This window comes from Candidatus Pantoea rara, from assembly GCF_051136265.1.
In the GTDB taxonomy this organism is placed as follows: Bacteria; Pseudomonadota; Gammaproteobacteria; order Enterobacterales; family Enterobacteriaceae; genus Pantoea; species Pantoea rara.
Window position 1 is genome coordinate 2,635,523 of the sequence record NZ_CP194942.1, and the last position, 22,027, is coordinate 2,657,549.

Below are 22,027 nucleotides of genomic sequence, written 5' to 3' on the forward strand. Positions count from 1 at the left end.
CCGCCTCTGCTGTAATAAATCTGCCTTCCCCCTGAATTTTGCTTGTTTCCTGAAGACTCGCAAGTAACATAGCAAAACCCCGGATGGGGCAACTTTTAACTCACTTCTTCTATATAGAGAGATATTTATGAGCGTAGTGCCTGTAGCGGACGTACTGCACGGTCGCGTCGCGGTTGACAGTGAAGTCACCGTACGAGGTTGGGTGCGTACCCGAAGAGATTCCAAAGCCGGTCTTTCCTTCATCGCTGTCTATGACGGCTCCTGCTTTAATCCCGTTCAGGCTGTCGTCAATAATTCTCTGAATAATTATCAGGATGAAGTGCTTCGTCTGACCACGGGCTGTTCCGTTATTGTCACTGGTAAAGTGGTAGCATCGCCGGGTCAGGGCCAGGCGTTTGAGATTCAGGCGACCAGTCTGGAAGTCGTGGGCTGGGTCGAAGATCCCGACAGCTACCCGATGGCGGCGAAACGCCACAGTATTGAGTATCTGCGTGAAGTGGCTCACCTGCGTCCACGCACCAACCTGATCGGCGCGGTTGCCCGCGTTCGCCATACCCTGGCGCAGGCGCTGCATCGCTTCTTCCATGAAAATGGCTATTTCTGGGTTTCCACCCCGCTGATTACCGCCTCCGATACCGAAGGTGCTGGCGAAATGTTCCGTGTCTCGACGCTGGATCTGGAAAACCTGCCGCGTAACGACCAGGGCAAAGTTGACTTCAGTGAAGATTTCTTTGGTAAAGAGGCCTTCCTGACCGTTTCCGGACAGCTGAACGGCGAAACCTATGCCAGCGCCCTGTCGAAGATTTACACCTTTGGTCCGACGTTCCGCGCAGAGAACTCCAACACCAGTCGCCATCTGGCGGAATTCTGGATGCTGGAACCAGAAATTGCGTTTGCGTCACTGGATGATGCCGCCGCACTGGCAGAAGCGATGCTGAAGTATGTGTTCAACGCAGTGCTGGAAGAGCGTGCCGATGATATGGCCTTCTTTGCTGAGCGTGTGGATAAAGAGGCCGTAGAGCGCCTGCAGCGTTTCATCACGACTGATTTTGCCCAGGTCGACTACACCGACGCGGTTGAAATCCTGATGAATTGCGGTCAGACCTTCGAGAACCCGGTCTCGTGGGGTATTGACCTCTCCTCTGAGCATGAACGCTACCTGGCAGAGAAACACTTCAAAGCGCCGGTTGTGGTGAAAAACTATCCGAAAGACATCAAAGCGTTCTATATGCGCCTGAACGACGATGGTAAAACCGTAGCAGCGATGGATGTTCTGGCGCCTGGTATTGGTGAGATCATCGGTGGTTCACAGCGTGAAGAGCGTCTGGATGTGCTGGATGCACGACTCGAAGAGATGGGTCTGAATAAAGAAGATTACTGGTGGTATCGTGATCTGCGTCGCTACGGTACCGTGCCACATTCTGGATTTGGTTTGGGCTTTGAACGTTTAATCGCCTATGTCACTGGCGTACAAAATGTAAGAGATGTTATCCCCTTCCCACGCACCCCACGCAACGCGAGTTTCTGATTTCGACATTAAATATAAGAAATTCATATATATAACGAGGTCGGCACTGCCGGCCTTTTTTTATTTTTGTAAATTTTGAGTTGTCTCACAAAGTTCCGTATTTTTTACATTTTGTAATACAAATTTTCCTGCTGAAACAAGATTACGAGTTTAGTAGCATTTAAGCGCTAGAATTACGGCGGGTGGGATGGAAAGATGCGTGCAGACACAGGAAGACACCAAACTTCGTTCAGGGTTCCCGTAAAGATTTCCTGACGGCAGTGGCAGGTGTACAAATAACTCCAATGAGGGTAATGAATAATGATGAAGCGCAATATTCTTGCAGTGGTTATCCCTGCTCTGTTAGTAGCTGGCGCAGCAAACGCTGCAGAAATCTATAATAAAGACGGCAACAAACTGGACCTGTACGGTAAAGTCGATGCACGTCACCAGTTCTCTGATAACGATGGCAGCGATGGCGATGAGTCTTATGTTCGCTTCGGCTTTAAAGGCGAAACCCAGATTAATGACCAGCTGACCGGTTACGGCCAGTGGGAATACAACATTCAGGCGAACAACTCTGAAGGTTCAGACGCACAGGACGACAACAAGACCCGTCTGGGCTTTGCCGGTCTGAAATTTGGCGACGCTGGCTCAATCGACTACGGCCGTAACTACGGTCTGGTTTACGATGCAATTGGCTGGACCGATATGCTGCCAGTATTTGGTGGCGACTCAGGCAACTCAGATAACTTCCTGACTGGTCGTAGCGGCGGCGTTCTGACCTACCGCAACACCAACTTCTTCGGCCTGGTTGATGGCTGGGACTTTGCTGCTCAGTATCAGGGCAAAAACGATCGCGACGGTAACACCGATGGTGTGCGTCGTTCAAACGGTGACGGCTACGCGTTCTCAACTTCATACACCTCACCAATTGGTGTAGGCATCGTTGGTGCGTACAGCAACAGCGATCGTACTGATCTGCAGTCAGCGGGTGTTGCTGTTAATGGTAACGTAGTCGGTGAGGGCAAACGTGCTGAGAACTGGGCAACCGCGCTGAAATATGATGCGAACAACGTTTACCTGGCAGCGCTGTACGGTGAAGGCCGTAACTCTACCGTTATCGGCATCCCTGTAGCTAACACTACCAACACAGCGACTGCTTATGCAAACAAGAGCCAGACTATTGAGTTAGTTGCTCAGTACCAGTTTGACTTCGGTCTGCGTCCATCCGTTGCATACGTGCAGCAGAAAGGCAAAGATATCGAAGGTATCGGCGATGCTGACCTGTACAAATACATCGACGTTGGCGCGACTTACTACTTCAACAAAAACATGTCTACCTATGTTGATTACAAAATCAACCAGCTGGATGACAACAACCCACTGGCTCTGAACACAGACGACGTGGTTGGTGTTGGCCTGACTTACCAGTTCTGATTCCGCTTAAAACATGTTGAAAAACGGGGCCTCGGCCCCGTTTTTTTATGGCTGTTATTCCCATTAACTGCGTTTCTTCCCGCCCTGTTACCCCGCTTTAACCTCTGCAATCCTTCGTCTCGCAATCACCACCGCAAAATGTATGAATTTGTCTCGCAAACGGTTGGCATTTCCCTGGCCGGACGTTAACCTGACAGCTCTTTCCGCTTAAGTTCACGCTAATGGACCTGACACATGTTTGAATCGATCTCTGCTGCACCCGCCGATCCTATTCTTGGGCTGGCCGATCTGTTTCGTGCTGATGACCGCCCTGAAAAAATCAATCTGGGTATCGGCGTCTATAAAGACGAAACCGGCAAGACCCCGGTACTGACCAGTGTTAAAAAAGCTGAGCAATACCTGCTGGAAAACGAAACCACGAAAAACTATCTCAGCATTGATGGTCTGGCGGATTTCGCCCGTTGCACACAGGCGCTGCTGTTCGGCAATCAAAGCCCGCTGATCACGGCAGGCCGCGCCCGTACCGCTCAGACGCCTGGTGGCACCGGCGCGTTACGTGTAGCAGCAGATTTCCTCGCCACACAAACCTCTGTCAAGCGGGTCTGGATCAGCAATCCGAGCTGGCCGAATCACAACAACGTGTTCAATGCTGCCGGTCTTGAAGTCTGTGAATACCACTATTATGACGCGGCAAACCATACGCTCGATTTTGAAGGGATGCTGGCGTCACTGCAGCAGGTTCAGCCTGGTGACGTGGTGCTGTTCCATGGCTGCTGCCATAACCCGACCGGTATCGACCCAACCGCTGAGCAGTGGCAACAGCTGGCGCAGTTGTCACAGGCCAATGGCTGGCTGCCGTTGTTTGACTTCGCCTACCAGGGCTTTGCACGCGGTCTGGAGGAAGATGCAGAAGGCCTGCGCATTTTTGCCGCCTCGCATCAGGAACTGATCGTCGCCAGCTCTTACTCCAAGAACTTTGGTCTGTATAACGAGCGTGTGGGTGCAATCACCGTGGTGGCGGCGGAAGCCAGCGTGGCAGATACCGCGTTCAGCCAGGTGAAGTACACCATTCGCGCGAACTACTCCAATCCGCCTGCCCATGGTGCGGCCATCGTCGCCACCATTCTGGGCAACGAGACGCTACGTACGATCTGGGAGCAGGAGTTGTCGGACATGCGTCAGCGCATTCAGCGCATGCGTCAGCTGTTTGTGAACACCCTGGCAGAGAAAGGCGCACAGCGTGACTTCAGCTTTATTATTAAGCAGAACGGCATGTTCTCGTTTAGTGGCTTAACCAAAGACCAGGTGATTCGCCTGCGTGAAGAGTTCGGCGTCTATGCCGTCAACTCAGGCCGCGTGAATGTGGCAGGCATGACGCCAGACAATATGTCGGCGCTGTGCGAAGCGATTGTCGCCGTGCTGTGACGCAGACGATAAAACAAAAATGGGCCTGAGGGCCCATTTTTTATTGCAGAAAATTGCTGACTGTTTATTGCAGGAAAGGGTTACTGATGCGTTCCTGTCCCAGCGTTGAGATCGGGCCGTGACCAGGAAGAAACGTCACATCATCGCCCAGCGGCAGTAATTTCGTCCGGATAGCATCCATTAACTGCTGATGATCGCCCTGTGGGAAATCAGTACGTCCCACCCCACCATTAAAAATCACGTCACCTGAGATTAGTAATCGTCCTGGACGATCAAAGAAAACCACATGGCCAGGTGAATGTCCTGGGCAATGCAGCACTTCGAGCGTGGTCAATCCTACCTGCACACTCTCGCCCTCTTCCAGCCAGCGATCGGGAGTAAAAGGTGCGCACTCTTCGAGGCCAAACATCCGGCTCTGGGTAGGCAGCGCTTCCAGCCAGAAAGCATCACGCTTTTGCGGGCCGACAATCGGAATCTGATAGAACCTAGCCAGTTCGATGGCCGCTCCGACGTGATCAAGATGTCCATGTGTCAGCAGAATCTGAGCAGGTTTAAGTCTGAGCTGTTCCAGCGTTTGTTTAATCAGATCGGCATCGCCGCCAGGATCGACCAGCGCGGCTTCACGAGTGGACTCGCACCAGATAACCGAGCAGTTCTGGGCAAACGCGGTAACAGGAATAATGTGGTAATTCATAACGCTCCATGACCGGCTCACGCAGCGTTGCCGGTGTCGTTACCAGTGCCTGATCGGCCCGGTATCAATATGTACAAAGTTACTGCGGGGATAATATCCTACACCACCTGCACGCAGAGATAACGCCGCTTTGCGTACATTGGCTAATGAAATGCCTTCGATATGAAAATCCATCGCCTGGCCTTTGGTGTGATAGCTGTGCTTTGCCACACCGGGACCGCTCTCACGTAACATGTTGTTGGTTGCCAGTGAACGGTAGCCGGAAACCAGCTGGATCGGTTTACGCATGCCCAACAGCGCCTGCAGGCGGAAGATTTGGTCAAACAGGTGCGGATCGATGCTTTTCACTTTATTGGCGCGGTAGTCGCGGAAAAAGTGATTTAATCGTGACAACTCATCCTTGTCGTAACTCTTACCATTAAAAAACTCAGTTTTAAGGGTTTCACCGGTGTGAAGATTGTTGAGCATCAATACACGCGGACGAGACGTTGAGAGCGAGGCCCTTGCAGAAGCTGGCAATAATGCCAGTCCGGCGGCGGCGCTACCGCACAGCAGTAGTTTGCGACGAAAAGAATCAATAGTAGACATGTAACGATTTACCTGAGAGTGAAGCCATAGAAATGTGCAAAAAGCGCACAGGCCGAACCATAACTTTCTCTCAAAGAAGCGTCAACCCATCTGCCCGTAGTTTGCGAGGCGATCCCCGCAGGAATCGCCATTTGATAAGATTTTTGTTAATTAACGACATGCCGCTAACGATTTAAAATCAATCACTAGAGCAGCAATTGCTCAGCACGACTGAGTGCCTGACTCCCCGAACGCGCGGTGTCATCATAATTGTAAATATCTGTACGGAACTGCGGTTTGCCATCATCTGCGACCCATGCCGTCAGGTAATAGAGATTGACCGGAATACGATGACGAATCGGCACATAACGGGTGTCACCCTCTTTCAGCGTGCTGGAAATACGGGAGTCATTCCAGCCCGCATCCTGCAGTAACAGACCCGCCAGTTCAGACGCTTTATTGACGCGCACACAGCCTGAGCTGAGCGCGCGGATATCACGCTGGAACAGGTTATGGTTTGGCGTGTCATGCAGGTAGATTGCATCGGAGCTTGGCATATTAAATTTATAGCGGCCCAGCGCATTCGCCACCCCTGGAGCCTGAATCAGGCGATAAGGGAATGATGAGGCGGTAATCATGCGCCAGTCGATCATGCTAGGATCAATCACTTCAGCGTCAGCACTCCAGCCCGACAGCAGGGTATAGCCATGCTTGTAGAGGTAGGTCGGGTCCTGCTTCACTTTGGGAATGATATCTTTGCGCACCAGCGTCGTTGGCACATTCCACGGCGGGTTCAGCACCACATTGTTCAGCGCGCTGCGCATCAACGGCGTTTTACGGTCAGGACGACCGACGATGACCCTGGATGAGAGGATCTTGTTGCCGTTGTTGTAGTAAATCAGCGAGTAGTTGGCGATGTTCACCATAATGCCATTGTGCATATCGTCCGGCAGCAGGCGCAGTCGCTGAATGTTCAGCGCCAGTAGCGAAGCGCGCATCTGTGGCGAGACGTTAAGCCACTGGCGTGTCCGGGCACCAATAGCCCCGTCGCCATCCAGTCCCTGCCACTGCTGGAAGCGCTTCACCCCCGCCACCAGCGTCTCGTCATAGACATTGGCGCTATTCCCGTCCAGCGTCTGACTCTGGACGTTACCCGGTGACTGCAGCGGAGGCGCGGGCAGATCGCCTGTTGGCGCGGCAGAAGGACTGACCACGACCGGCTGATCGCTGTGAGTCACCGGCGAGGGCGCCACCGGCACCGCATCGTCATCCGGGGCAGGCGCGTTAACCTGCGCGGTGAGCATGCCGCTGCGCTGCAGAATTTCACGCAACGCCGGAACATCATCACTGACCTGTCCCGGACGCAGTGTTTCACTGCTTTTCAACTGCGGCCAGGGCTGCTTATCGCTCAACAGGGTTTTCAACGCGGTGTGCATCGGCTGATACTGCGGGTGCTGCGGCTGCAATGACGCAATAAAGGTGTCATCCGATCCCGCATTCACCGCGTTCTGCCACTGATTCACTACCGCCACCGACGGCTGTGTCAGCCGGTAGGGAACATTGCTGTAGAGCCAGGTTTCACCCTGGGTCGGCACATTCGACACAAATTGCAGATAGCCCAGCATCGCATCGGACAGCGCCACATCCCTGGCAAAGCCGGTAATGGCCGGATTGGTCAGACGCTCTATCCAGCGCGTGAACTGTGGCTGGACGCCAGAAAGCGCCACCTCAGCCAGCTGCTGCTGAAACTTCTGTACCGCCTGAGCATCCTGCCAGAGCGGCTGCATATGACGGGAGGCGTAAAGTGTCGCCAGCGGCCCCAGATAGAAAGGCTGATCGGCACTGGAAAAAGCCTGCCGGATGCGTTGCTGACTTTCGGATACGGAGATGGCCGCCTGCGTTGTTCCAGGCAAAGCGGCGATGACAGCGGCCTGCGGTAGCGTAAATGGAACAACGGTTAGCGCCAGCGCTAACAATGATACAACGCGATGATGATTTAATTTTTTTAACCGCAACATCCCTGCCCCCTTGTTTTTCAACTTCGCAGCGTTCCCTGTATCCGCTGCGATCGCGCCGTGACTCATAGTGTGAGTATACAAACAAAAACGGCATTTGCCTCATGCGACAAATGCCGTTATCAGATTAACGAATGGTTCAGTTTTTGACTACGTTTCCGCCTGCGATTTTTCAGCGGTTAAATCGGGTAGCGCATCCGCTTCGCTTCCTGCTCTCACCGGCGAAGGATCGGCAGCAAAACCACGCAGGCCAACCACATGCACATGCTCAGTGTTATTGAACACCTTACGCACCAGTTTGTAGGTCGTGCCTTTTTCCGGACTGATGTTCTCCGGTGCGGCAATCACCAGCTGCATCTCCAGTCGCTCGCACAGTTCAAACAGGGTGGCGATGGAGCGGGCATCCAGACGGGCCGCTTCATCAAGGAACAGCAGTCGGCATGGCGAAATATCTTTGCCACGCAGACGACGGGATTCCTCTTCCCAGCTCTGCACCACCATCACCAGAATGGACATACCGGTACCGATCGCTTCACCGGTTGACAGTGCGCCACTCTCTGCACGCAGCCAGCCATCGGAACCCCGGTTAACTTCCACTTCCATCTCCAGATAGTTGCGGTAGTCCAGCAGCTCCTCGCCGATAGTCTGCGGCGTACGCTGACCCATATCGATGTGCGGATTAAGACGCTGATAAAGTTTCGCCAGCGCCTCCGAGAAGGTCAGGCGATTGCTGTTAAACAGATCCTGATGCTGCTCATGCTCTTCCGACAGCGTATCCAGCAGCATAGCATGGGTTTCACGCACGTTGACGTTGAGCCGCACGCTGCGCACCTGACCAAAGCTAACGGTCTGCAGACCCTGGTTGAGCTGGCGGATGCGGTTCTGTTCACGCTGAATAGTTTTACGGATAATGTTCGCTGCACTGCGGGAACTGATCGCCAGCATCTGCTCACGCGCCGTCAGCTCTTCTGTCAGACGATTCAGTTCGATTTCCATCTGCTCTATCGCTTCGACCGGATCGTCAGTACGAATAATATCCTGACGAATACGCTCGCGAAGATGCTGATAGACCGCAATAAAGAACTGAATTTTACGTTCCGGACGTTTTGGATCTTCCGACAACCGCAGCACGTCGCGCAGATGTTCATTGTCCGCCACCGCCAGACGCAGCGCACCCAGCGCTTTATCCGACATAGAACGCAGTTCGTCGCCGCTCAGATAGGCCAGTTCACGACGATGCAGACGACGCTCGACGCCATTCTCTTTCACCAGGCGCAGGACGGTACACCAGCCCGCTTTGGCGCTGACCACCTGCTCACGCACCTGATGATAGTTACGCTCCAGCTGACGCAGGCGCTTTTGCAGGTTATCCATCTCCGCTTCGCAGAAGGTGAGCTGTTTTTCCAGCTGATTGCGGCGGGCGCGGTTGTGGCTCAATGCGGTGTAAAGCTCGTCACGGCGAACGCGCGCACGGGCTTCTGCGTTGCTGTCAGCCTGGACGCCAATGTCCTGCATCTCCTGCTGCAGCTCTTTCAGCATGTCACGCTTAGCGTCCCAGGCGCTTTTCAGTGAAGCCAGCACCTGCGAATATTGCGTGAGCTGTGCCTGATGTTCACGCAGGCGATCCCGACTGCGGCTACGTTCACCTTCAGCCTGCTCCAGACGCTGACGCAGCTTATCGCTCAGATCGTTATTGCCGTTGAGCATGCTGGCCGAGTCTTCATAGCTGAAGTGGGCGCGACGCTGTACCACTTCTGTCAGCGCAAAGGCCTGTTGACGCGCGTTGCGCTGCTGCTGCTGCGCCTGCTGATAATCGGCCTGTAACTGCTCGTGCTGTTCCGGATCGCTCTGCAATACTGCGATGATCGGTTCCAGTTTCGCCAGCTTAGCGCCATGCTGATGCAGGAAGCGCGCCGCCTCCTGTGCTGCATCAACCTGCTCACGGATCTCTTCGCAGCGATCGCCCAGCGTATCGTCCAGCAGCAGGTTAACGCGTGGCAGCAGTCGGTTTAGCTGTGATACGCCCTCTTTCGCCAGCTCATACTGCTGACGTTGCTGCTGGTTATTGCTTTCGTGCTGATTGAGTGCCCGCTCCAGTTCACCCCGGCGCGCGCCCAGCTGACGGATCTGCGCTTCCGGGTCGGCGTCAAAGGCCACGGCAAGATGAGTGCCGATAAAACGGCTGAATGACTGATGCAGACGCTGAGTTTTCTGCACGTCGAACGACAGTGTGGCATAACGTTCGGCCAGCCTGTCACGCTCAAGGTGCAGTTGCTCCAGCTGATTCTCACGTGCCGCACGACCAAACAGCGGGATTTTCGGGAAGCGGGAGTAGCGCCACTGACGCTCAGCCACCTTCACTACCACCGCATTCTGCAGCTCATCCACGGCAAAGACGCTGTCATCGAACGACTGCGGATCACCCTCGATCAGGTAGAGATCTTCCGGACAATCTTCCAGGCCATCCAGCAATTCACGAACGCGCGAAAGATCCGGCACCACAATGGCATGGCGCGATGGACCGTAAAGCGCAGAGAAATACGGCGCATCATCCAGCGTCACATCATCATAAATTTCAGAGAGTAATACGCCGCCAAAACGTTCCGCCAGCTGGGTCAGGCGCGCATCTTCCGCACCGCCTGGCTGGCTGAGACGTTCAATCTGCCGCTCAATATCACGTTTTTGTGCGGCCACTTCGTCGCGTTCGACGGTGGTTTCACGCTCACGCTCCAGCAGTTGCTGCATATATTCAGTAACGTCCTGGCTGCTGTTCAGCGCCTGGCCAGTCTGTTCGCTGAGCTGCGTCAGAATCTCCTGCGCCGCCAGCCAGTGTGGCGCGCGGGCGGTCAGGCTGGTGATACGTTCACGCAGCTGTTCCAGCTCCTGACGCATCATCATGCGCTGCTCACCGGCGTCCGAAACACTGCTGTTCAGCTGTTCAATCTGTGCTTCAAGCTCCTGCTGCAAGCCCGCCAGCGCATCCGCTTCGTAATGCTGCCCCTGACGCTTGCAGAAATCGGCCAGCAGACGCTCCGCCTCATGCTGCTCGCGCAGGCGCTGCTCCAGCTCGTTGAGACGCAGACGCAGCGAGGAGAGCTGTTCGGCATGATGCCGCTGATTACTGGCATCACGCAGCAACTCGCGGCCGGTTTGCCAGGCATCCTGACGGGTCACGTCACCGGCAATGCTGGTCACCAGCGCCAGCGCCTGTTCGAACTGACTGTGTGCCGCTTCCGCCACGCTCAGCTTCTGTTCAAGACGCAGCAGGCGTTCTGTCGCCTCTTCCTCTTTTGCCTGGAAGCTTTCCTGCCAGTCAGCGGCATTGTCGATACTCAGATCGGGCAGCTGGCAAAGCGTGCGGGCGCGTTCCAGCGCCTGCAAGGCCTGCTGATACTGGATGGCGCGGGTTTGCTGCACGTCCAGCGCCTGCTGGAAATCGGCCAGCTGACTTTTCAGCTCATCGACTTCCAGCTCAGCCGCTTCGGCACGCGCTTCATTCTCTTCCTGAATTTCACGTGCTTCGGCGACCACTTCGGTCTGCTCTTCCAGACGCAGCGTCAGATCTTCTATATCTGCGTCGTAGCGCTCAATCTTCTCCTGCTGACGCATCGCCGTCTGCACCAGGTTCAGGTGGTCGCTGGCAGCCTGATAATCCACTTCAAGATCGTTCTCTGCGCCACTGTGCTCAGCCAGTTCGCGCGCCATCTCCACATGACGATACTGCTCGGTGGCGAGCTGCTTACGGCTGCTGAACAGCTCGCTGCGTAGCTGTAAGGCGCTGTCGAGGTGTCCCCGACGCTCGTTGGCGTGACGCATATAGTCAGCCGATACGTAGCTGGTCGCCTCTGAGATCAGATGCTTAAAGAGATCGCGGTCAGACTGAGTTACGCGGATCGCCTCCAGTGTCATGCGGTTCTCGCGCAGCGCGGCTTCCATATCCTGGAACGCTTTGCGCACGCCACTGTTTTCAGGCAGCAGGTAATCACGCAGCGATCGGGTGATAGCACTGGAGATCCCCCCATAGAGCGAGGCTTCAATCAGGCGATAAAACTTGCTGCGATCGCTGGCAGAGCGCAGACGACGCGGCACCACACCGAGATCAAACATCATGGCGTGATAATCGATAACCGAGTTATAGGCGCGGAACTGCACGCCTTCCTGGGCCTCAACCCGCTCTTTCACCTCGTTAAGCGGCAGGACGCGTGCCTGACGGCTGTTAAGCACTTCCGTCAGCATATCAGTCGGGTTGGTGTCAGTTGGCAGGCCATGGATACTGAAAGGCTTGATATCGACCTTTTTATCGCGTCCGGCGACCTGTTGCAGACGCACACCGACCACCACACGCTGATGGCGTGAATTCACCACATCCAGCATGGAGTAGCAGACGCCCGCACGCAGTTTACCGTGCAGACCTTTGTCACGTGATCCCGACGTCGCGCCCGCTTCGGTGGTGTTACGGAAGTGCAGCAGCGTTAAATCGGGGATCAGCGCGGTGACAAATGCCGCCATGGTGGTGGACTTACCCGCACCGTTACCGCCTGACAGCGTGGTCACTAATTCATCAAGATCAAAGGTACGGGCAAAAAAGCCGTTCCAGTTGATCAGCGTAAGCGAACGAAACTTTCCGCGCTCAATCATGCCTGTTCTTCCTCTGCGTTCTCACTCGCGTCGCCTTCCTGTCCTTCACCGTCATCGGTGTCGACCGGTGCTGTCGCGTTTTCCAGTAGCATGGCTTCGCCATCACGAATCAGGCGAAGCTGCGCTTCACGGGCATCATCACCGCTGCGCACGTCAGCACCAAAGCGGAAAACTGACTCCGTAATGCGGAATTTGCTGCTGTCATTGCCGTAAAACCACACCATGCCAAGACGGCGCAGGCGGCTCAGGGAGGCGCGCACTTTCTCCTGCAGTTTGGTGCGATCCAGATCTGAGCCAGTTGAACGCTGGTTGACCAGCTTAAGCAGACGGTTCTCGTCGGCCAGCGACAGCAGCTCGTCATACAGCTCCTGTTGGGTGAAGATCCCTTCATTAGCCAGCCGTTCCGGGCTGAGATAGAGATAGCAGAGGATCTTCCCGACCATCATGTCCAGCTCAGAGAGCACGGAACGCGGGATCAGCGTGGTTGAACGCGGACGCAGATAGAAAAAGCCTTCCGGCGCACGAATTAACTCAACGTTATAGCGGCTGTAGAACTCTTCGAGAAACGACTGGTAATCCATCAGAAAAGCGTGATTATCCAGCTCTTCGATACCGATATGGCGTCCGGCGCGTAACTGGCTGTCCAGCGCGGGAAAAATCGGGTTGGCCAGTGCCTGTGCCAGCTTAACCGGCATCACTTGTTCAATATTTGTCGATGACATGTGCCTGCACCTTGGCTCCGTAATCATTGATGGCTTGCCATTCCACAGGCAAACCGGCTAAATCAGCTTCCGCCACGCCAAGACGCACCGCCTGATCCACCACAATGCGCGCCAGGTCGAAATGGCGGGCGCGTGGATACTGGGCCAGGTAGTCGCGCATCACTGACGCGAGGTTGAGCGGTTTTTGTTGCGATTTGTAGACCTGCAGCGCTTCTTCAATCATCGCTGCCAGCTGTTCGCGGATTTCGTTGATCTCTTCGTATTCCATCTCCGGCGGCAGTTCGCCCATCACTTCGTCATTTCGCAGCGTCAGCGCTTCATCGCGCATGTCATACAGGCGGTCGGCGTTGGCGTAGGTCAGCGCCCAGGGCGCGTCGAAGTAATTCTGTACCGATACCCGCAGGCGCTGCGCAAAGACACGGTTCTTATCCATATCGATGGCGGTACGAATAAATTTATGAACATGGCGGTCATAGCCGATCCACAGGTCAATCGCCTGCTGGCCCCAGCTGGTAATACGGTCGAGTTTGCTTTGCAGATCAAACACCAGCTTATCGACGAAACCCAGATCCGGGCTGTCCAGCGTGGCGTCCTGAATCCGAAGCAGGTTTTCCTGAAGCTTGTCGCCTGCAGCTTCAAGCGTATCCTGCAGTTCACGCAGCGTTCCTGACGTTTCGGAAAGCAGCATTTCACAGCTGGAGATAGCCGCGCGCCAGTCTTTGTTCAGCAGTTCGGCGATGTCGTTTTTGACCGCCTGCTGCTGTTCATCCATCAGGCGTTGAGTCATGTCGATACTGTCGAAGATCTCCGCTACCGAGTATTTCAGCGGCGCAAAAACATTGCGGTGCCAGTGGAACTCATCGCCGTTTTCCTGCGCGGCATCGGCTGCCCGCTTCAGCTCATTGGCCACAATCGACAGCTGCATCGACAGACGCAGCGTCGAAAACTCACGCTGACGGATGTAATAGTCGGTGATGCCGATCGCCAGCGGTGTCAGGCGATAGATGGCGTTGCCTTCGGTGAGTTCGCTGGTAAAGCGATTAAGCAGCCGCTGTCGCACCATATCGTTGATGGCGTTGTTGGCACGAACCAGCACGGTTTCATGGGTTTGTTCGAAAGCTTTACTGACGTGACGGAAAGCATCAATCAGATCGCCTTCGCTCATTTCGCCATCCATCCGCTCACCGTTAAGGGTGGCGATTGCCAGCAAAAAAGCCAGACGTTCCACCGGCAGCGCAAGGGAAAAGTCATTTTTGCGCGCCCAGGATACCAGTTCAGGTACCGTCTGGGAAAATTCACTCATAATTCGTCCTTCTGCCCGGGTTTACGCGCGGTCACGTGGATGTAACGCCCTAAGCTCAAAAAGGGTTCCTGACGGCAGTAACGCCGCTCCATCTCAATAATTTCGTCGTCGCTCTTAGGCTCGTCCCTGGGCTTCATGTAGTCACTGAATACCCGGATCCCGGCACGCTGCTCAATTACAAAGCCACACTCTTCCAGCCAGCGATAAACCTGCTCGGGATCGCGTGGATAGTCAGGCGACAACGTTCGCTTTTTGCGTTTGGTCAGGTTGGTACGCAGATAGCCGAAGTTACCCAGCGTCAAGGTGCGCAATGTCAGGCCGTGCAGATTGTAAAACATCAGCGACATGACGCCCCCTGGACGCAGCAGATCGAACAGCGCTTTGAGCACCTTCTCCGGTTCAGCGACCCACTCAAGCACCGCGTGGAACAATACCAGATCCACCGGCTTATCCAAATGTTCGCCCACCTGCTGAGCGCTGATTTGTCTGAATTGCATGTTGTGGCTCACACCCTGCGCCGCCGCATTCTCCCCGGCACGACGCAGCATCTCACCAGAGAGATCGCACAGCAGAACCTGATGGCCCTGCGCAGCAAGCCCGCTGGAGATCTGGCCGACACCGCCGCCAGCGTCCAGCACTGACAACGGATGTGACGGTAGTCCGGGCAGTATCTTCTCCAGCTCATCCCAGAGGATGGCCTGGCGTATCTTCCCTTTGGTGGTGCCGTAAATATTTTGCGAAAATTTATCCGCGAGATCGTCAAAGTTACGATCCTGCATGGCATGCGCTCCGGTATGCTGCGGTGAGACTTATGCTATTTTGTCACAGGCACCAGAAGAATGAACCTTTCATCCCCATCTTCCCTTCCGGGTGCTCTCTTTTCGGACAACAGGACTCTTTTTTGATGTTATTTACCCTGAAAAAAGTCATTGGCGGACTGCTTTTACCCCTGCCGTTTCTGCTTTTGCTGATGGCGCTTGGCATTTTACTGGTTTGGTTTACTGGCTGGCAGAAAAGCGGCAAAACCGTGATCTCCGTCAGCTGGCTGTTATTGCTACTACTGAGCCTGCAACCCCTGGCCGATCGTCTGCTTTTGCCGCTGGAAAGCCGCTATCCAACCTGGAACGGCTCAGAAAAAGTGGACTACATTGTTGTGCTGGGCGGAGGCTACACCTTTAATCCGGCATGGGCACCCAGCTCGAACCTGCTGAATAATAGTTTGCCACGCGTGGCAGAAGGTGTTCGTCAGTGGCAGCGAAATCCGCAGTCGACGTTGATTTTTACCGGCGCAGCAGGCGGTACCAATCCGAAGAGCAGTGCCTGGGTGGCGGCACAGGTAGCAGAGAGTCTCGGCGTGCCGCGTGAATATATTCAGATTCTCGACCAGCCACGTGACACGGCGGATGAAGCGCAGGCGGTAAAAACCGTGGTGGGCGAGCATCCGTTGCTGCTGGTCACCTCAGCGAATCATATGCCACGGGCAATTCGATTTTTCCACGCGGCTGGGTTGGAGCCGATTGCCGCGCCAGCCAATCAGCTGGCGATTACCTCACCATTGAATGGCTGGGAACGGGCGATACCTTCATCGATCTGGCTGAGTCACAGTGAACGGGCAGTATATGAGACGCTGGGCACGGTATTGCAGCGGCTGAAAGGCGAGGAAGACTCAGCCGAGCCAGGGAAGTAATTGCGCGCGTGCATGGTCAAAACGCACACGATTAAACGTGCCGGTCTGAATCAGATTTTCGATGCAGTCCCACAGTTGATAAGCCCACCGACGCCAGATAAAACCCTCTGAAACCGGCGCCCGTTGCAGGTAATGGTGCAGCAGCGCCGTTTCTGCGGGCGACGCATCCAGATGGATCAGGTCATATTCACGGGGTGCCCAGAGAATCGTACCCGGCTGCGTCATCGCGATTAACTGATCATTGCGGCTGTTTTTCAGCATGCTCTGCAGCCGCACGTTACCGTGAACCATCACACAGGGATCATCGAAGCCGCGGAACAAATGCGCCAGTCGCGCGCGGCAGCGGAACAGAATCTGGCGATCTTCCAGCGTAAAGGCGGGCGGACGCAGATAGCTCAGGGTCGCCCACAGCACCTCAACCCGTTGGGTATACCAGGCGGGCCAGCGGTTTTGCTGCGTGCTGTCTACCGTTCCGACCAGACCGTGACTGTCGAGCCGATGCCAGGACAGCAGTCCCTCGACCACCTGTTCGCAAAACTGTTGCCAGCGCTGAGCATCCCGCGCAGGGGCTTCCGCCGTCACGCCATTCAGTCGCGCCAGTAAGAGCATTTCATGCGCTGGCGGCTGCTGGCTCAACACCAGACCATAGACCGCTGGCACGGCGACCAGTCCGGCCTGCCCCAGCAATGCCAGCTTTCTGGCTTCCATTGCCGCCCGGCCCTGATGACGAAAATATTTGGCCACCACCGGCATAGGAAGACCCTCCCGATCGTATAACGCATAAAGACGGGTGGGTGGATGTTCACTGATCATTTCGAGGCGGCTGATGGTTTCACCCAGCGCCAGCGCGAGTTCTGATTTAAGCTGTTCCATGCGGCATCCTCCTCAGATGAGTATCACAATATCCTGAAGGAAGTGTTGGAGATAAGTTTAGCGGCGGATCAATAACGTTGTGCTGAAACGGGGAGACGGGCTCCCCAATTGTCAGGCCTGCATGGCAAGACGAACACGTTGCAAGTCGTCTGGCGTATCCACACCCACACTGGGGATGGTTTTCGCCACGGCGACATGAATTTTTTCGCCGTACCATAAAACGCGCAGTTGCTCCAGCAGCTCAATCTGTTCCAGAGGGCAAGGCGCCCAGGCAACATAGCGGCGAATGAACCCCGCACGATAGGCGTAGATGCCAATGTGGCGCAGCAGCGTGTCACCGATCTGCTCGCGCGAGGCGGCATAGCGTTCACGATCCCACGGAATGGTGGCCCGTGAGAAATAGAGCGCGTAGCCATTCACATCCATGACGACTTTGACCGCATTCGGATTGAATGCTTCTTCCGCATCGGTAATTGGCACCGCCAGCGTCGCCATGCCGGCCGCAGAACCCGCCAGATTGGTCGCCACCTGACGCACAATCTCTGCCGGAATCATCGGCTCATCGCCCTGCACGTTGACGATAATTTCGTCATCAGCAAACTGATATTTTTCGATCACTTCCGCCAGCCGTTCGGTGCCGGACTGGTGATCGGCGCGCGTCATGCAGACTTCACCGCCTGCCGCTTCCACCGCCTGCGCCACGTCGGGATGATCGGTGGCAACAATAACCCGACTGGCACCCGACTCACGGGCGCGCTCCATCACATGCACGACCATCGGTTTACCGTGAATATCGAGCAGCGGCTTGCCGGGTAAGCGGGTTGACGCATAGCGCGCAGGAATGATGGCAGTGAAACTCATGGATGAATCTCTTCAACTGACAGCGTGCGGGCTTCCGTTTCCAGCAGCACCGGAATGCCATCACGAACAGGGAAGGCCAGGCCATCAGGTTTGCAGATTAGCTCCTGCTGCGCATTATTGAAGTAAAGTTTGCCATTGCACACCGGGCAGGCAACGATTTCGAGTAAACGATGATCCATATGTCCTCCATCAGGGACCGAATGCTTAAGGATTCAAGCATACCATAGCGCGGCGCATGCGGGATGGAGTAAAACGCCATCCCGCAGCGGCTGCCACAAAATTGATTAATCCAGCGTCCACAGGGCTGGCCAGTGATCTTTGAGTGCATCAGGTACCTGAAGGATGGCGACGCTTTCTGCTCCCTGCCAGGCTGCAAAGCGCTCAATCGCACGCCGGACATCCACGATAAAGCGCGCCGTGACGCGAGTCTGCTCTTCCAGCCAGAGTTTTTTAATTTCCAGCTGTTTTGCCTGACGCAACATGCGGGCATCAAGCCGCCCTTTTATCTGACCGCGATGGAGGATAGGCAAAACAAAATAGCCAAATTTGCGCTTCTCCTCGGGGGTGTAGCACTCGATACGATAGTCAAAGTTGAACAGCTCAAGTGCACGTTTGCGATCCCAGACCACCGGATCAAACGGGGACAGGAGTGCACTGTGCGTTGCCTGCAGCGGGGTCTCCAGTAATGGCAGGTAGTCACGATGCAGCCACATCTCACCCAGCCCCTCTGTATCGACGGCGACAAGATCACCCGCAGCCTGTGCATCAGCGATAAAATCGTTGACAGGTGCCCGCTTCAGACGATAGTAATCCGGCAACCAGGCCGCGCGGAAAATCCCTAAGCTGCGGGCGCTGTTCATCAGCATCTGACGGATTGCCTCCGCTTCGCTGATGCCATGTACCTCATCCTGCCAGTGAGGCATGACACGACTGCGCAGGTCATAGACGCGCTGAAAATTGCGGCGTTCTGTTACCATCAGCTCACCGGCGCTGAACAGATTTTCCAGATGACGTTTGTGCGGTTTCCATGCCCACCAGCCTGATTTAGGGTTATCGGCATGCGTAAAATCGGCGGCGCGCACCGGGCCATTTTCCCGAATCTGCTGCAGTAATTCGGCAATCGCCTGCTGGTGATCAGCAACCCATTGCGCGTTGTATTTCCAGCCCAGACGTTCCGGCGACAGCATGCGATGACGAAGAAGTCTGTAATCGGCGCGGGGAATAAAGCAGGCTTCGTGCGCCCAGTACTCAAAAAGTTCACCCTGGGCCAGCGCCTGTTCCAGCCATGCCTGAGGATAGTTTCCCAGGCGACTGAACAGCACCAGATAGGGACTGCGGGCCACAACATGAATGGTATCAATTTGCAGCAGCGACATGCGGGAGATGCTGCTAATCAGATCCTGATAAACCGCGCGCTTTGCTGGAGCACGCAGCAGGCCCTGCGCGGCGAGATGAAGGTGACGGGCTTGCTGTAACGAAAGTGAATGCAGGCTGTTCATCCTCTTCCTTATCAGGTTTTACCTGAATGGCTGCGGGTATCAGAGAGTGCGGCGGCAGAGTTGTTCTATATCGGCCAGTAATGGCGTTACGGCTTTACCGGTTAAATGGGCATCGACCGGCAGATACCACCAGTCAGGCTGAGCAAAATGACGGCATTTCACCGCGTCTTTTTCGGTCATCAGCAATTGCTGCCCCGGCTGAACTAATCGGGTCAGCTCATCCTTGCTGTAGGCGTGATGATCGGCAAAAGCGATCTCTGCGACCGGCGTAATGCCCTGCTGTTTCAGCGTGGTGAAAAAACGAGGAGGATGACCAATACCGGCCATGGCTACTACCGCACCCAGCTTATCAGCTGAACAGGTTTCCCCGGTCAGGAGATGAGTGGCCAGCCCAGGCTGAAGCTGCATGGCAATCTCGTCGGATTGCGCTTCGCCGCCGTTGATGATGACGGCATCGACCTGCGTCAGTCGACTGGCCCGTTCGCGCATCGGACCTGCAGGCAACCACCAGCCATTACCAAAACGACGCACGCCATCAACCACCACGATCTCGCGATCGCGCTGCAGGGCGTAATGTTGCAGGCCATCATCAGTGATGATCACATCCAGCGTACCCTGTTGCAGTAACGCCTCAATCGCCCGTCGCCGTTCAGGCGCGACCGCAACCGGAGCACCGGTCCGCTGGGCGATCAGAACCGGCTCATCACCAGCCTGTTCCGTGCTGGTCTGCGCCGTAACCAGTAAGGGATAATGGTCGGCCTTGCCGCCATACCCTCTGGAGACAACGCCAGCGCGCAGGCCGCGCTGCTGCAACGCCTCAACCAGCCAGATGACAACCGGCGTCTTTCCATTGCCACCGGCAGTCAGGTTACCGACCACCACGACCGGCAGAGGCGCACGCCAGCTTTTATGCCAGCCGCGCCTGTAACTGAAACGTATCAGGGCCGTGATCGCACCATACAGCAGGCTGAAAGGCCACAGCAGTAGCCATAACAGTGAGCGACCACTCCAGATACGTTCAATCATTGGCCGAATTGCATCTTGTGCAGCTGTGCATAGGCGCCGCGTTCTGCTAACAACACCTGGTGCGTACCACGTTCAACAATCTGACCATCTTCAATCACGACGATCTCATCCGCTTTCTCAATGGTAGAAAGGCGGTGCGCAATCACCAGAGAGGTACGGTTCTTCTGCAACTCATCCAGTGCTGACTGAATGGCGCGTTCTGACTCAGTATCCAGCGCAGAGGTCGCTTCATCGAGGATCAGAATCGGGCAATCGCGCAATAACGCACGGGCAATGGCGATACGCTGACGCTGGCCGCCAGATAACAGCACGCCATTCTCGCCAATTACCGTATCCAGGCCTTTATCCATTTTATTGATAAAGTCCATGGCATGCGCCATGGTGGCCGCCTGCTCGATCTCTGCACGGCTATATTGCTCACTGCGAGCATAAGCGATGTTATTGGCAATGGTGTCGTTGAAAAGATGCACATTCTGTGAGACCAGCGCCACCTGATTACGCAGCGAGCGCAGGCTGTATTCACGCAGATCATGACCGTCCAGCAGGATTTCGCCCTGCTGGATGTCATAAAAGCGGGTCAGCAGGCTTGCCATCGTAGACTTACCTGAACCGGAACGGCCCACCAGCGCCACCGTTTTTCCTGCGGGCAGTGACAGATTGATATTACGCAGTGCGGGAATTTCACGACCGGGGTAGGTAAAGGTCACATCACGGAATTGAATGTCCCCTTTAGCACGGGTGATTTCGCGTGTACCGTTATCCACTTCCTGCTCACTATCCAGAATAGAGAACAGTGTCTGACAGGCTGCCATGCCACGCTGGAACTGGGCATTGACGTTAGTCAGAGACTTAAGCGGGCGCATCAGGGCAATCATTGAGGAGAAGACGACGGTGATGGTACCGGCTGTCAGGGTATCCATGACGCTGGGGAAGCTGGCGGCATAGAGCACAAAAGCCAGGGCCAGCGACGCGATCAGCTGAATAATGGGATCGGAAATGGAAGACGCAGAAACCAGTTTCATTCCCTGCTGACGCATCCGATTACTGACGCGGGAAAAGCGCTCTGATTCAATGTCCTGTCCACCAAAAATCAGCACTTCTTTGTGCCCTTTCAGCATCTGCTCGGCGCTGGTTGTCACCTGCCCCATAGTGTTCTGCATACTTTTGCTGATGGTGCGGAAACGCTTGGAGACGGTGCGAATCGCAAATGAGACGATAGGAGCCAGTACAATCAGTATCAGCGACAGCTGCCAGCTGTAGTAGAACATCATGATAAACAGGCCAATAATGGAAGCCCCTTCACGTACTACGGTGACCAGCGCGCCCGAAGAAGAAGAGGCGACCTGCTCAGAATCGTAAGTAATGCGTGACAACAGGGTGCCGGTTGACTGCTGATCGAAAAACGAAACCGGCATACCCATCATATGGCTGAACAGACGACGGCGGATATTCATTACGACGTTGCCAGAGACCCACGAGATGCAGTAGCTGGAGATATAACTGGTGACGCCGCGTACCAGCATCAGGCCAATAACCACTAACGGCAGCCACAGCATCACCGATCTGTCAGCTTTACCAAAACCATCATCCAGTAACGGTTTCAACAGTGAGAGCATTAAGGCGTCGCCCGCAGCATTAATAATCAGGGCAACTGAGGCCGCAATTAATCCCGCTTTATTAGGCGCGATCATCGGCCAGAGTCGGCGAAACGTCTGCCACGTAGAGAGATCTTTATCTTGATGCATTATTTATTCACGCTGTTGGAAATAG

General features: G+C 55.1%; 17 protein-coding genes. 4 read left to right on the forward strand and 13 right to left on the reverse strand.

Features of this window, described 5'->3' with window-relative positions; all coding sequences use genetic code 11:
- The first annotated feature begins 127 nt into the window (after positions 1–127).
- From asnS to ACR8BF_RS12595, 3 genes are all read left to right on the forward strand, one after another.
- The gene (gene asnS / locus ACR8BF_RS12585; RefSeq protein WP_434745061.1) at positions 128–1,528 is read left to right on the forward strand and encodes an asparagine--tRNA ligase; all 1,401 of its coding nucleotides are present in this window, start codon (positions 128–130) and stop codon (positions 1,526–1,528) included.
- A gap of 300 nt (positions 1,529–1,828) precedes the next feature.
- Positions 1,829–2,947: a porin OmpF gene (ompF, locus tag ACR8BF_RS12590; RefSeq protein ID WP_314983474.1), complete on the forward strand. Its 1,119-nt coding sequence runs from the start codon at positions 1,829–1,831 to the stop codon at positions 2,945–2,947.
- A gap of 234 nt (positions 2,948–3,181) precedes the next feature.
- The gene (locus tag ACR8BF_RS12595) at positions 3,182–4,372 is read left to right on the forward strand and encodes an amino acid aminotransferase (protein WP_314983473.1); all 1,191 of its coding nucleotides are present in this window, start codon (positions 3,182–3,184) and stop codon (positions 4,370–4,372) included.
- A 64-nt stretch (positions 4,373–4,436) separates the two neighbouring features.
- Here ACR8BF_RS12595 and ACR8BF_RS12600 read toward each other — a convergent pair whose 3' ends face one another.
- The 7 genes from ACR8BF_RS12600 to cmoM all read right to left on the reverse strand — a co-directional run bounded on the left by ACR8BF_RS12600 (position 4,437) and on the right by cmoM (position 15,090).
- The gene (locus tag ACR8BF_RS12600; protein WP_434745062.1) at positions 4,437–5,066 is read right to left on the reverse strand and encodes an MBL fold metallo-hydrolase; all 630 of its coding nucleotides are present in this window, start codon (positions 5,064–5,066) and stop codon (positions 4,437–4,439) included.
- 39 nt (positions 5,067–5,105) lie between these two features.
- The gene (locus ACR8BF_RS12605) at positions 5,106–5,654 is read right to left on the reverse strand and encodes a YcbK family protein (RefSeq protein ID WP_013357329.1); all 549 of its coding nucleotides are present in this window, start codon (positions 5,652–5,654) and stop codon (positions 5,106–5,108) included.
- Between the two features lie 185 nt (positions 5,655–5,839).
- Positions 5,840–7,651 carry a L,D-transpeptidase gene (ldtD, locus tag ACR8BF_RS12610; protein ID WP_179896206.1) on the reverse strand — a complete coding sequence of 604 codons (1,812 nt, stop codon included), beginning with the start codon at positions 7,649–7,651 and terminating at the stop codon, positions 5,840–5,842.
- 147 nt (positions 7,652–7,798) lie between these two features.
- Positions 7,799–12,286, reverse strand: a complete 4,488-nt coding sequence (mukB, locus tag ACR8BF_RS12615; RefSeq protein WP_292990613.1) for a chromosome partition protein MukB — start codon at positions 12,284–12,286, stop codon at positions 7,799–7,801.
- A complete protein-coding gene (mukE, locus tag ACR8BF_RS12620; protein ID WP_179896208.1) occupies positions 12,283–13,008 on the reverse strand; it encodes a chromosome partition protein MukE in 726 nt (241 codons plus the stop codon). The genes mukB and mukE overlap by 4 nt, the downstream gene beginning before the upstream one ends.
- Positions 12,989–14,311, reverse strand: a complete 1,323-nt coding sequence (gene mukF / locus ACR8BF_RS12625) for a chromosome partition protein MukF (protein WP_003849384.1) — start codon at positions 14,309–14,311, stop codon at positions 12,989–12,991. Before mukF ends, mukE begins: the two co-directional genes overlap by 20 nt.
- On the reverse strand, positions 14,308–15,090 hold the full coding sequence (gene cmoM / locus ACR8BF_RS12630) for a tRNA uridine 5-oxyacetic acid(34) methyltransferase CmoM (RefSeq protein ID WP_179896209.1): 783 nt from the start codon (positions 15,088–15,090) through the stop codon (positions 14,308–14,310). The genes mukF and cmoM overlap by 4 nt, the downstream gene beginning before the upstream one ends.
- Before the next feature lie 125 nt (positions 15,091–15,215).
- On the opposite strand from cmoM, the gene elyC reads away from it, so the two are divergent.
- The gene (gene elyC, locus ACR8BF_RS12635) at positions 15,216–15,998 is read left to right on the forward strand and encodes an envelope biogenesis factor ElyC (protein WP_434745945.1); all 783 of its coding nucleotides are present in this window, start codon (positions 15,216–15,218) and stop codon (positions 15,996–15,998) included.
- Here elyC and ACR8BF_RS12640 read toward each other — a convergent pair.
- The 6 genes from ACR8BF_RS12640 to msbA form a co-directional block, all read right to left on the reverse strand.
- Positions 15,978–16,871: a phosphotransferase gene (locus tag ACR8BF_RS12640; protein ID WP_434745063.1), complete on the reverse strand. Its 894-nt coding sequence runs from the start codon at positions 16,869–16,871 to the stop codon at positions 15,978–15,980. The two genes, elyC and ACR8BF_RS12640, sit on opposite strands and share 21 nt — an antisense overlap.
- Before the next feature lie 111 nt (positions 16,872–16,982).
- Positions 16,983–17,732: a 3-deoxy-manno-octulosonate cytidylyltransferase gene (gene kdsB / locus ACR8BF_RS12645; RefSeq protein ID WP_179896211.1), complete on the reverse strand. Its 750-nt coding sequence runs from the start codon at positions 17,730–17,732 to the stop codon at positions 16,983–16,985.
- On the reverse strand, positions 17,729–17,911 hold the full coding sequence (locus tag ACR8BF_RS12650; protein WP_003849374.1) for a Trm112 family protein: 183 nt from the start codon (positions 17,909–17,911) through the stop codon (positions 17,729–17,731). Before ACR8BF_RS12650 ends, kdsB begins: the two co-directional genes overlap by 4 nt.
- A gap of 105 nt (positions 17,912–18,016) precedes the next feature.
- The gene (locus ACR8BF_RS12655) at positions 18,017–19,231 is read right to left on the reverse strand and encodes a winged helix-turn-helix domain-containing protein (RefSeq protein WP_434745064.1); all 1,215 of its coding nucleotides are present in this window, start codon (positions 19,229–19,231) and stop codon (positions 18,017–18,019) included.
- A gap of 39 nt (positions 19,232–19,270) precedes the next feature.
- Positions 19,271–20,257, reverse strand: a complete 987-nt coding sequence (lpxK, locus tag ACR8BF_RS12660; RefSeq protein ID WP_434745065.1) for a tetraacyldisaccharide 4'-kinase — start codon at positions 20,255–20,257, stop codon at positions 19,271–19,273.
- A complete protein-coding gene (msbA, locus tag ACR8BF_RS12665; RefSeq protein WP_179896216.1) occupies positions 20,254–22,002 on the reverse strand; it encodes a lipid A ABC transporter ATP-binding protein/permease MsbA in 1,749 nt (582 codons plus the stop codon). The genes lpxK and msbA overlap by 4 nt, the downstream gene beginning before the upstream one ends.
- Positions 22,003–22,027: the final 25 nt, after the last annotated feature.

Bases quoted from the DNA above. Each gene is read 5' to 3' on its own strand.
- asnS (WP_434745061.1), top strand. From the start codon at position 128: ATGAGCGTAGTGCCTGTAGCGGACGTACTGCACGGTCGCGTCGCGGTT.
- ompF (WP_314983474.1), top strand. From the start codon at position 1,829: ATGATGAAGCGCAATATTCTTGCAGTGGTTATCCCTGCTCTGTTAGTA.
- ACR8BF_RS12595 (WP_314983473.1), top strand. From the start codon at position 3,182: ATGTTTGAATCGATCTCTGCTGCACCCGCCGATCCTATTCTTGGGCTG.
- ACR8BF_RS12600 (WP_434745062.1), bottom strand. From the start codon at position 5,066: ATGAATTACCACATTATTCCTGTTACCGCGTTTGCCCAGAACTGCTCG.
- ACR8BF_RS12605 (WP_013357329.1), bottom strand. From the start codon at position 5,654: ATGTCTACTATTGATTCTTTTCGTCGCAAACTACTGCTGTGCGGTAGC.
- ldtD (WP_179896206.1), bottom strand. From the start codon at position 7,651: ATGTTGCGGTTAAAAAAATTAAATCATCATCGCGTTGTATCATTGTTA.
- mukB (WP_292990613.1), bottom strand. From the start codon at position 12,286: ATGATTGAGCGCGGAAAGTTTCGTTCGCTTACGCTGATCAACTGGAAC.
- mukE (WP_179896208.1), bottom strand. From the start codon at position 13,008: ATGTCATCGACAAATATTGAACAAGTGATGCCGGTTAAGCTGGCACAG.
- mukF (WP_003849384.1), bottom strand. From the start codon at position 14,311: ATGAGTGAATTTTCCCAGACGGTACCTGAACTGGTATCCTGGGCGCGC.
- cmoM (WP_179896209.1), bottom strand. From the start codon at position 15,090: ATGCAGGATCGTAACTTTGACGATCTCGCGGATAAATTTTCGCAAAAT.
- elyC (WP_434745945.1), top strand. From the start codon at position 15,216: ATGTTATTTACCCTGAAAAAAGTCATTGGCGGACTGCTTTTACCCCTG.
- ACR8BF_RS12640 (WP_434745063.1), bottom strand. From the start codon at position 16,871: ATGGAACAGCTTAAATCAGAACTCGCGCTGGCGCTGGGTGAAACCATC.
- kdsB (WP_179896211.1), bottom strand. From the start codon at position 17,732: ATGAGTTTCACTGCCATCATTCCTGCGCGCTATGCGTCAACCCGCTTA.
- ACR8BF_RS12650 (WP_003849374.1), bottom strand. From the start codon at position 17,911: ATGGATCATCGTTTACTCGAAATCGTTGCCTGCCCGGTGTGCAATGGC.
- ACR8BF_RS12655 (WP_434745064.1), bottom strand. From the start codon at position 19,231: ATGAACAGCCTGCATTCACTTTCGTTACAGCAAGCCCGTCACCTTCAT.
- lpxK (WP_434745065.1), bottom strand. From the start codon at position 20,257: ATGATTGAACGTATCTGGAGTGGTCGCTCACTGTTATGGCTACTGCTG.
- msbA (WP_179896216.1), bottom strand. From the start codon at position 22,002: ATGCATCAAGATAAAGATCTCTCTACGTGGCAGACGTTTCGCCGACTC.